The 9,818-nt window shown below is 60.5% G+C and carries 7 protein-coding genes and 4 pseudogenes; 6 read left to right on the forward strand and 5 right to left on the reverse strand.

Annotation, left to right across the window (positions count from 1 at the left end; genetic code table 11):
- Window positions 1-250 precede the first annotated feature (250 nt).
- The gene (gene lnt / locus U1708_RS20045) at window positions 251-1,783 is read left to right on the forward strand and encodes an apolipoprotein N-acyltransferase (RefSeq protein WP_332748027.1); all 1,533 of its coding nucleotides are present in this window, start codon (window positions 251-253) and stop codon (window positions 1,781-1,783) included.
- 272 nt (window positions 1,784-2,055) lie between these two features.
- Here the strand turns inward: lnt and U1708_RS20050 are convergent, their stop codons facing one another.
- Complete coding sequence (locus tag U1708_RS20050; protein WP_332748028.1) at window positions 2,056-2,841, reverse strand: MauE/DoxX family redox-associated membrane protein; 786 nt, start codon at window positions 2,839-2,841, stop codon at window positions 2,056-2,058.
- A gap of 35 nt (window positions 2,842-2,876) precedes the next feature.
- On the opposite strand from U1708_RS20050, the gene U1708_RS20055 reads away from it, so the two are divergent.
- Window positions 2,877-3,269: a MerR family transcriptional regulator gene (locus tag U1708_RS20055; RefSeq protein WP_332748029.1), complete on the forward strand. Its 393-nt coding sequence runs from the start codon at window positions 2,877-2,879 to the stop codon at window positions 3,267-3,269.
- A 375-nt stretch (window positions 3,270-3,644) separates the two neighbouring features.
- On the opposite strand, the gene U1708_RS20060 is transcribed toward U1708_RS20055, so the two are convergent.
- Both U1708_RS20060 and U1708_RS20065 read right to left on the reverse strand, forming a co-directional pair.
- Complete coding sequence (locus U1708_RS20060; RefSeq protein ID WP_332748031.1) at window positions 3,645-5,396, reverse strand: chloride channel protein; 1,752 nt, start codon at window positions 5,394-5,396, stop codon at window positions 3,645-3,647.
- 31 nt (window positions 5,397-5,427) lie between these two features.
- On the reverse strand, window positions 5,428-5,682 hold the full coding sequence (locus tag U1708_RS20065) for a hypothetical protein (RefSeq protein ID WP_332748033.1): 255 nt from the start codon (window positions 5,680-5,682) through the stop codon (window positions 5,428-5,430).
- Between the two features lie 398 nt (window positions 5,683-6,080).
- Between U1708_RS20065 and U1708_RS20070 the strand changes: the two genes are divergently transcribed.
- Window positions 6,081-6,233, forward strand: coding sequence for a serine hydrolase (locus U1708_RS20070; protein WP_332748035.1), 153 nt, complete (start codon window positions 6,081-6,083; stop codon window positions 6,231-6,233).
- 584 nt (window positions 6,234-6,817) lie between these two features.
- Here U1708_RS20070 and U1708_RS20075 read toward each other — a convergent pair.
- Window positions 6,818-7,338 (reverse strand): annotated as a pseudogene (locus U1708_RS20075) (transposase); the annotation flags it as partial.
- A 117-nt stretch (window positions 7,339-7,455) separates the two neighbouring features.
- Here U1708_RS20075 and U1708_RS20080 point away from each other — a divergent pair.
- The 3 genes and pseudogenes from U1708_RS20080 to U1708_RS20090 form a co-directional block, all read left to right on the forward strand.
- Window positions 7,456-7,955: pseudogene (locus U1708_RS20080) on the forward strand (transposase); the annotation flags it as partial.
- Window positions 7,956-8,020: 65 nt separating this feature from the next.
- A complete protein-coding gene (locus tag U1708_RS20085; RefSeq protein ID WP_332748038.1) occupies window positions 8,021-9,049 on the forward strand; it encodes an IS110 family RNA-guided transposase in 1,029 nt (342 codons plus the stop codon).
- A gap of 203 nt (window positions 9,050-9,252) precedes the next feature.
- Window positions 9,253-9,576, forward strand: a pseudogene (locus U1708_RS20090) (DDE-type integrase/transposase/recombinase); the annotation flags it as partial.
- A gap of 140 nt (window positions 9,577-9,716) precedes the next feature.
- On the opposite strand, the pseudogene U1708_RS20095 reads toward U1708_RS20090, so the two are convergent.
- Window positions 9,717-9,818: pseudogene (locus U1708_RS20095) on the reverse strand (IS630 family transposase); the annotation flags it as partial.

Genomic DNA, 9,818 nt, shown 5'->3' on the forward strand with positions numbered 1-9,818 from the left:
CCACTGACAATGCTCGCGCCATCCATGCCAGCCTCCTGCACCGGCACGCACCTGAATCAGAAAACCGCAGCGACGGGAATCCCCTTATGATTCAGCACGGTGAGAAACCGCTCTAGCCGTTTTTGGCGGAGTGGCGTCGCACGCAGAAGCCGTGGCCCCACGACCCGACAGCGACGTCTACCTTCGCATCATCTGCCAAATGATAAGCGTCTCTTAAGCGTCGACCGCGAGCCCGCCGCCAGGAGGTCTCATGCCCGTTCCAGATCGTACCCTATCTCGACGGATCGACCGGATAGAGGCGATCCGTGTGCTGCCCGGCGCCACGCTTCTTGGTGGGACGCTGATTGGCGGTCTGGCAGGCACCGGTTTCAATCTGCCTCAGGCCTGGCCAATCACGCTCTTCGCCTTGGCGGTTGCAATTGACGGTCTCGGCAGCATGCGCACCTATCGGTCGATCGGCGCATTCGCCTTCGGCTTAGGGCTTGGCCAATCTCTCGTTTCGCTCTCCTGGATTGCCAGCGCGTTCCGCTACCAGTCCGAAATGCCAGCTTGGGTGGGATATGGCGGGGTAACATTACTCGCTGCGTATCTCTCGCTCTTCTGGGCCGGCGCGATGATGGCGGCCCGTAGCATCGCTGGCGACCACCGCCTGCGACTGGCGCTGGCTTTGACTGCCACATTCCCGATCGCCGAATGGGTTCGCGGGCATCTTTTCAGCGGTTTCGCATGGAATCCGCTCGGCATGATCTGGTTGTCGCTTCCCCCGATCGCCCGGTTCGGCAGCGATATCGGAGCGCTGGGTCTCTCCGCACTGCTGATCCTGGCAGCGGGCTTGATCGCTGCATTGCGGCACCATCCGCTTGCCAGTCCCCTCGCGTTAGTAACGCTTGCCTTGGGGGCGGCATTTTGGCCCCATCCGGACCTGCCCCCCGATACCCGTGTTCAAATATTGCTCGTACAACCCGATATACGGCAAGGCGAGAAAATACGTTCGTCCCCCGGCCGGCAGATCCGCCGTTACCTCAGTCTGATGACCGCACCGCGGACCACGGGCAAGCGTCTGGTGTTCTGGCCTGAGGCCGCCATCGACGACTTTGCCGACGCCGATCCCTCGCTCCGCCGCCTTGCCGCATCGATGCTGAAATCTGGCGATCTCCTGATCACCGGAGCGTTGGGCAGCGACGTTCACGGCAAGCCAACGAACAGCATTTTCATCTTGGACTCCGAAGGGCGAATCAAAGGCCGATACGACAAACGGAAGCTCGTTCCATTCGGCGAATATCTCCCCTTTCGAAAACTACTGGCCCCCCTCGGCATTGCCCGTCTCGTGCAAGGGGAGGCGGATTTTGTTGCAGGTCGGAATACCGCCGTCTTGTCGGTTGCTGGCCTGGGAATGGCATCTGCCATTTGCTATGAAATTACCTTTCCGAATGGCGTTTCATCGCCAGATCCGCGACCGTTGTTTATCTTCAATCCATCGAATGACGCATGGTTCGATCCGCCCGGCCCCTGGCAGCATCTGGAACAAGCGAGGTTGAGGGCGATCGAACAAGGGCTACCCCTCGTACGGTCGACACCCACCGGGGTCTCAGCCGTCATCCGGGCCGATGGTAGTATTTTGGCTGCAATCAAAACGCACGAAGCCGGGACCATTGCAACGTATCTGCCGGCTCGGATGGCAACTACAACCTATGCACAACAAGGTGATTGGCCGTTACTTGCCGTCGCGGCGCTGACGATCCTCGGTCTCGCTTTGAGGCGGGATCGCAGGACGACACGCTGAGGGACTGGTCGTATCGTGGTGTGCACTGCGGGGCGATGGCAGCATTTTTATGATCGATCGCACCCTGCGCGCCATAGGAGCATATAGCTGAATGCCCGACCAGAGAGCTTTGCGGCAGGCGCTGGAGGCATGGCGGCCCGGGCGTCGCCGCCAGCGCCCGTATGCCATACAAAGGCCAGTCGCGCGCAAGGGCCAGAGGAAGGGCCGCATGTCCGCCAAGGATCGCTGAAGGAAGCTCGTCGCCCCGCGTTCGACGGTGATGAGGCCGGCTATCACATTGCAACGACGCCGATCAGCATCCAGACCGCCATTGCAATCATGCCGAGATTCTCGGTCAGTGAGACGAAGCCGAGCGGAACGTTTGACGAGCCGCCAACGCAGGCGCATTTCAAGTCGCGTCCGTCGATGTAAACCGCCTTGAACACGGACACACTCCCGACGATGCCAATGACCAGCGCGATCGGAATTGACAGCCAGTTCAATATGCCGGCGGTCATCAACACCCCCGCGAAGCCTTCCGCAAATGGATAGACATAGCCGTACCGGACCCAGTGCTTGGCGAGCAGGTCGTAATTCAGAAACATCGTCGAGAAACGTTCGACGTCCTGTAGCTTGAGCAGCGCTAGCGTCGCCATGCTGAAGCCACCGAACCACTGCAGTGCCTGAAGCGTCAGGGGCGAGCCTAGGACTGCATGGCTAGCAGCCATCGCGAGCAGCGCGGTCATTGCGAACAGCGCAATCACGGGCCGGTAGCTGGTCGAGCCTGCCTTGGTAACGGGAATGCCGAACCAACGCCGCAGGTCGTCATAGCCGCCGATATGCTCGCCGGCGATAGACACCTGCGGCGTTGTCCTGACGCCTTGCTGCGCCTTGAAGGCGTCCGTTTCCTCCCGTGTCGTGAGGTGGTGATCTTCCACCTCGAAGCCTTTGCGTTTCAAGAGGTCCAGCGCCTTCAAGCCAAAGGGGCAGACATGGTCGGGCATGACCATGCGATGGAGGACGGCGACGGGACGGTCGGACACGGGGGCGCTCCTGGCTTGCGGCTGCACCCACCCCATATAGGGTCCGTACCATGGTTCGGAGTCAAGGCCAGATGTCGACGATGACGATCGCCAAATTCGCCGATGCAGGCGGGGTCGGCGTGGAGACAGTGCGTTATTATCAGCGGCGCGGCCTGCTCAACGAACCTCCACGACCGGGGGGCGGGATCCGCCGCTATGGCGAAGACGAAATCCGACGCCTCCGCTTTATCCGTCAGGCACAAACCGCCGGCTTCACCCTCAACGAAATCGAGCGGCTTCTGGCGTTACACGCTACCGACGATCGGCCGCAGGTGCTTGAGCTGGCATGCTCCCGCATTGCAGCACTCGATGCCCAGATCACTGCAATGCAGGCAGCACGTGATGCACTTAGTCGACTCGCAGATGACTGCGGCTCTGGATCAGCTGGTCCGTGCCCAATCCTCAAAGCGTTTGACGACGCCTGACGCCGAGCCGTCGAACTGACCTCGACGACGTCGCAGCGCATTCATGACCAGATGGAGTTTGGACCACATCGACTCCGATCGCAAAGCGCTTGAAACCGATGAGTTGGATCGCCAGCCGGTATCATCGAACATGTGCTCACCGAAAGGCGCTGACTGCCCACCTACCCTCGAATGGCAACGGTGATCGGGTCCAAGGTGACGAGGGTGATGAAGTCGATGTGAAGGTGTGCGAAAATCGTGGTCGATGTCGTGCGGGATCCATCGCAGGCGCGGCTCAGTCATTAAACAAGGCTCATTGGATCTTGCCGCCGCGAAAACGGTAAAACTAGGTGTACTGGTCCAGTGACATTTGTGGCTGAGGATCAGCGGGCACGATCACGCCTCGCCGAACATTTCCCGCTGGGACTTATCCAGTTCCTCGGCATACCGTCGCCGGACGTAGGATTCCGAAACGACTCCAAGCACTTTGCCATCAGCGGCCACGATAGCCATTTCATCTGCCCCCGCGGCATCAAAGGCGGACATGACAGCCTTGATGTCGGCATCCGGTGACAGCATCTGGTCTTGATGTATAGCCAACGAACCGACCGCCTCATTGGACGTTACGCCCTCGGCGAAGGCGCTGGCGGTCTGGACAATGCCAGCATAGCGATCCTGATCGTCGACGACCACAACTCGACTGGTCGATCCCAACGGAAACAGGCGGCGAAACTCGACGATGCTTATCCGGGCGGGTGTCGCTCTCTCTACCTTCCGCATCATTCGCCCGGCAGTCAGAGTGCGAACCCAACCAACGTCACGCGCGCTCTTGATCGTCTCGCCACGCAGGTGAAGCCGCCAGGTCGAGAACGAATACCCGAAGGTCTCGCGGACGATCGTCGATGACACGAGCGACGCGGCGATCGTCGCACCGGCAAGCGAGAAATCGTGCGTTGCCTCGAGCACCAGCATAGCCATCGTCATCGGGCCGCCCACGACCGCGACGGCCAGTGCCGCCATACCCACCAGCGCGGCGTTCTCTGGGTCGACCAACGACTGGCCTGCCAACCAGCCCAGTCCACCAGCATAAAGTTGGCCAAGCAGGCTGCCGAGGAATAGCGAGGCGAAGAACAGCCCGCCCCTGAAACCAAAGCCCAGTGATATGATCGATGCGGCGCTTTTCATGATGAAGATCGCCGCCAGGATCGTCAGAGGTACGCCGTATTGGAGATCAATGTGCAACGCTCCATGTCCTGCCGACAGGACCTGCGGCGTCATCCAGGCGAGCGGGATCAGCAGAACACCCCCGACGATCGGTCGCCACGACGTGCGGATGGGTAGGCGACGTGTCAGTGCCTCGACTTCGGCGACCGCGCGCATCAGGAAGATTCCAGTCAACGCGGCGGCGGCACCCAATCCCGCGTAGATGAGATAGTGGTGAGTTTGTACCTGCTCGCCAACCGTAGCATTGACCAGATACGGTTGCGCGCCAAACGCTTGGGCAACGAGGACACCTGACAGCGACGCAGCGGCAACGGGGGCAATCGCGGCGGGCGTATAGGCACCGATAACGATTTCGAAGGCGTAAAACGCACCGGCAAGCGGCGCTCCGAACGCGCCGGCAATCGCGGCACCGGTGGCTGCACCAACGAGAATACGCAGATCGGCGCGTCGTAGCCGGAACCAGCCACCTGCAATCGAGGCAACGACCCCGCCGAGTTGAGCATAGGCCGCTTCCAAACCGACCGATGCACCAAAGCCGTTCGAGATGATCGTCTGGCCCGAGATGACGAGGCTGTCGCTCCATGACATACGACCACCGTGCAATGCATTCGCCTCGACGGCGTCTACCATGTGACGCGCCCGCGCCTTCGTAACCAAGGAGAACAGGGCCAGCATGGCACCCCCAACCGGCAAGGCGAGAAGCGCCAGCAAGGGAATCGCCGGTGTCGCGCTCAGCCGTTGGCCACTCGGCAGTGCAAACAGGAGATGCTGTATCATCCGCGCGACCGCCCCCTGCAGGACGCTCAACAGCCCGGCCACACCGCCGATTGCCACCGCGAGCAAGATCAAGACGGCCTCGCTCGCGCGCAGGCGCTGACGCAACCAGGACGTTGCCGACCGTATCGTCGCGACGACTAAGGTCATTCGTCCGTCAGCCCAAACATGACGGGGCACGTTACTCGGCATCGCGCAGCAGCGCGGCGAACATGACCAGAGCGATGACCCCGCTTAATATCCAGAGCATTACCGAGCCGGTCCAGGTCGTCGCCCATCCGGCACCGGTCACGCTGACCAGCAGCGCGACGATGAGAAACGGCGCAAAAAGAGGAGAGCGTGGAAGGCGCATATCGCCGGTTAAACCCAAGTCCTGATCCCGGCTACACTGATTTCGGTGAGTCAGCCCTGCAGCAGATTTGCCCGCGGTGATCACTGCGGTAAGCCGGGTTCGAGACGCGTCGAACTCGTGGCGCTAGGTCCCGCTGTACGAACAAGCCGTTACAAGATCTAAAAAGGGAAGTCTTGTTGCCATTTGCTTTGCCGTATCGTCGCGTCGCTATCCTCGCCGGTCTGTCCGTTCTTGCAGCATGCGTTCCTGCCGGAAGGCAGCCCGTGTCGCCCGCATCAGTGCCTATCACGGTGCAGACGACCACACCCGCCCGAACGCCGCCAAAGACTGTGCAAACGCGCCCTCAGCCCTCGGCCGACCTGCTCAACGCGGTTCAGGCACTGGGCACCGGTTTAAAGGGTGATGTCGGTATTAGCGTACGCGAAGTCGATGACGGTTGGGTGGTCGCCTGGGAAGGAGACAGGCCTCGCCCCTAGCAAAGCGTGCGCAAATTCTGGGTTGCGATTGCGGTCATGGACGCGGTGGATCGGGGTCGATTGTCGCTGAGCGATCCGGTGACGGTCACTCGATCCGACCTCACCCTCTTCCATCAGCCGATCCGCCCGTTGGTCGGCAAGGACGGCTACAGGGGGTGACAGCCCGTGACGGTCGCCCGCGCCAGAAGCGGTCTTCGTAGGGTAGGTGCTCGATGGTCCTCTATGCTTTTAGAATTCAAGAAGACTTGCCCGGACTTCCCTGTTGTTTCTTGAAGTTTTGCCCTGCACGGAAAAAAGACCGGCGCTTTGCAGTGCCCTGAGGGTATACCCAAAACGTACCATAGGTGGCGGATCGCCGCGTGTTGTTAACGCCTATGGCGGTACAATATGAGCAGTAGCTCCAAACCTAGGATGACCATGACAAAGGACGAAGTCGATAAAATCGAATATCGTAAGGCCCAAGTACGTTCCCTAAAGGGAGCCAGTCATGATGAGGCATTTTTTGCTGATGCCAAACGGTGGGACAATCAGGCTCTTTCTGATGCCCTTCACTATGGAGAACTCACGCCCACAACAAGGTCCGCAATCGAGCGCACCCAAGCATCACGATTTGAAATGTCTAAGCCGGCAACAAATCTAGCCAAGTGGCAAAAGGTGGGTGTCGCCTTTGCTGCGGTAGCCGCAATCGCGGCAGTTTGTAAGATTTTCGTATAATTAGAGAATAACATGTGAATACGGTCGCAATACAGCCGGTACACCTTCTTCAAGTTCATGCCCTTGCCCTCACGCCGCAGCAAGATCGCCAGCCGTCGGTAGCCGAACCTACGGCGCTCGTTCGCGATCTCGCGCATCCGCTCGCGGACAGCATCGTCCTTCCCGCGAAGCGGTTCATATTGCCACGCCGACCGATTGACCCCGATCAGCCTGCAGGCGCGGCGCTCGGAGAAGCCGTGATCGGCCATCAGCTTCTCCACTTCAGCGTAGCGCTCTGCAGACCGGGTCAGTTTTTTCCCAGCAGATCCTTCAGAGCCGACACGTCCAGCATCGACTCCGCCAGCAGCTTCTTCAATCGTCGGTTTTCGTCCTCGAGCGTCCGCAACCGCGCCGCCTCCGACACGGTCATCCCGCCGTACTTCGACTTCCAGTTGTAGAACGTCGCGTCGCTGATCCCGTGCTTGCGGCACAGGTCGGCGGTCTTCACGCCAGCCTCATGCTCGCGCAGCACCCCAATGATCTGATCCTCGGTAAATCGGCCTCGCCGCATCACTCGTCTCCATCTGACGAGCTAACTTACCAATGGCATGAATTCCGGGGAGCAGGTCAGTCCATTTTGAGCGAGAGTTTTCCGGCCTTGTTGAAGCCTTCGGGCAAGGAGCTGGAAATGAAGAAATCTAGGTACACAGATGAGCAGATTGCCTTCGCGTTGAAGCAGGCAGAAACCGGTACGCCGGTGGCCGAAGTCATCAGGCGGATGGGGATTTCGGAGCAGACGTTCTACCATTGGAAGAAGGTGTACGGCGGTCTCGGCGTCGGCGAGCTGAGGCGCCTGAAGCAGCTTGAGGACGAGAACCGGCAGCTGAAACAGCTGGTTGCCGACCTGAGCCTGGACAAGCACATCCTGCAGGACGTTCTGGGAAAAAAGCTCTGACGCCTGGACGACGGCGCGAACTCGTCGCGTACGTCCAGGCGTCCCATGGCGTAAGCGAGCGGCGCAGTTGCTCGGCGCTGGGCGTCGAGCGGTCGTCGGTGCGCTACATCTCGCACAAGCCGGACCAGACGCCGCTGGTGATGCGCATCCGTGATCTGGCGGCGACGCGAACGCGCTATGGCTATTTCCGGATCTACATCCTGCTGCGCAGGGAAGGATGGATCGTGAACCACATGGCGTAATTGGGAGAAGCGCTGCTCCGCGATAGCCTGTCGTCCCTTGAAGAGGAGGACGGAAGATGACCTGTTATGTTGGCCTGGACGTGTCGATGAAAGAGACTGCGATTTGCGTCGTGGATGAGGCGGGCACCCGCATCTGGGAAGGCAAGTCGCGAACGGACCCGGATGCCATCGCCGCGGTGTTGATGCGCAGGGCCGCCGGCGCTCTGAAGATCGGCATCGAGACTGGGCCGATGACGGTGTGGCTCTGGCATGCATTGACCGCACTCGAGCTTCCAATCGTGTGCCTTGATGCCAGACACGCTGCGGCCGCCTTGAAGCTGCAGATGAACAAGACGGACCGCAACGACGCGTTTGGCTTGGCACGGCTGGTCCGCTCGGGCTGGTACCGGCCAGTCGCTGTTCGCTCCATGGAGACGCATCGGCTGCGCGCGCTACTGATCACGCGAGATCAGCTGGTCGGCATGAGCACCGCGCTCATCAACAAGATCCGTGGGCTGGCGAAGACCTTCGGTATTCTGATCGGACCCGGCAAGGGTGGTACCTTCGAGCGTCAGGTTAGGGCGACACTGCCTGACGATCCGGTAGTCGCCGCCCTGTTCGAGAGCCTGCTGGCAATGCTGGGGACTCTGCGGGAGCGGCAGCATGCTATTGCCAAGCAGCTTGCCCGGGTTGCTCGGCAGAGCGGCGTTTGCCGCTTGATGATGACGACGCCCGGTGTCGGTCCGCTGACCGCCGTCAGCTTCATGACTACTATTGAGGATCCCCACCGCTTCCGACGCTCGCAGGATGTCGGCGCCTATCTCGGTCTTACGCCACGTCGCTATCAGTCCGGCGAGGTCGACATCAACGGCAGAATCTCCAAATGTGGAGATCGCCTTACCCGAAAATTGCTGTTCGAAGCGGCCAACGTCATACTATCACGCACCTCGCAGACGTTCGCGCTGAAGGACTGGGGCACCGCCGTTGGCCGCAGATCAGGTTTCTGGAAGGCGCGTGTTGCGCTGGCCCGCAAGCTGGCGGTGATCCTGCACCGGATGAGGATCGAAGGGCGCGGCTTCGAGCCAAAGGTGACTGCCATGGTCTGATACCTGATATACCGAGCTGCCGCCCCGCCAGGGTGCGGCCACGGCCATCTCGTGACACGCTTTGTGACCATTCGGAACACGGGAATCACATCGAGAGGCCGGCGATCTGGCGCCATGCTGAGGCTGCACGCTCGTGCTGACCTCGAAGACGACAACGATGCGCAAAGCAGATCGACTACGAGCATCCTGGCAAACGGCTTGACCGATTAGACGACAAACGCGTCTATCGGCTATATCGAAATGATGGACTGAGCCTTCGGCTTAAGAAGCCAAGACGCAACGTCAGCGCTGCCAACCGCGAACGCCAACCTGCGGCACTGGCGGCGAACGAGATGTGGTCGATGGATTTCGTCTCTGACGCGTTGTTCGACGGCCGGCGGTTACGGGCGCTGACCGTGGTTGACGCCTTCACCCGCGAAGCGCTGGCGATCGACGTCGACCAGGGGATCAAGGGCGAGCAGGTGGTCGAGGCGATGGCACGGATCTCGTCGACCCGCGGCGCGCCTAAGACCATTCGCGTGGACAACGTCCTATGTTGGGAAGTAGCGGCGGGTTTCGGCCAGCAGATATCCATGCGCCGACAACCATCGGCGCGGCATGCATTCTGAGCCAGATGGCTCCCACCGTCAACGGGATCGCTCCCTGCCATAGCTAGAGCGGTTTCTGATCAGTCTGCATCGTAACCAGCGGCTGCAAAATAGTTCGAGCATTCCTGGGGTGAGTAGAGGTCCACGATGCGGCCGATGGCGTCCCAGAGGCCATGGATGGT

Origin of the sequence: Sphingomonas arabinosi (assembly GCF_036663715.1) — a bacterium.
In the GTDB taxonomy this organism is placed as follows: Bacteria; Pseudomonadota; Alphaproteobacteria; order Sphingomonadales; family Sphingomonadaceae; genus Sphingomonas.

Excerpts from the sequence above, each read along its gene's own strand:
- U1708_RS20085 (WP_332748038.1), top strand. The coding sequence starts at position 8,021 with ATGACCTGTTATGTTGGCCTGGACGTGTCGATGAAAGAGACTGCGATT.
- U1708_RS20060 (WP_332748031.1), bottom strand. The coding sequence starts at position 5,396 with ATGACCTTAGTCGTCGCGACGATACGGTCGGCAACGTCCTGGTTGCGT.
- U1708_RS20055 (WP_332748029.1), top strand. The coding sequence starts at position 2,877 with ATGTCGACGATGACGATCGCCAAATTCGCCGATGCAGGCGGGGTCGGC.
- lnt (WP_332748027.1), top strand. The coding sequence starts at position 251 with ATGCCCGTTCCAGATCGTACCCTATCTCGACGGATCGACCGGATAGAG.
- U1708_RS20050 (WP_332748028.1), bottom strand. The coding sequence starts at position 2,841 with ATGGGGTGGGTGCAGCCGCAAGCCAGGAGCGCCCCCGTGTCCGACCGT.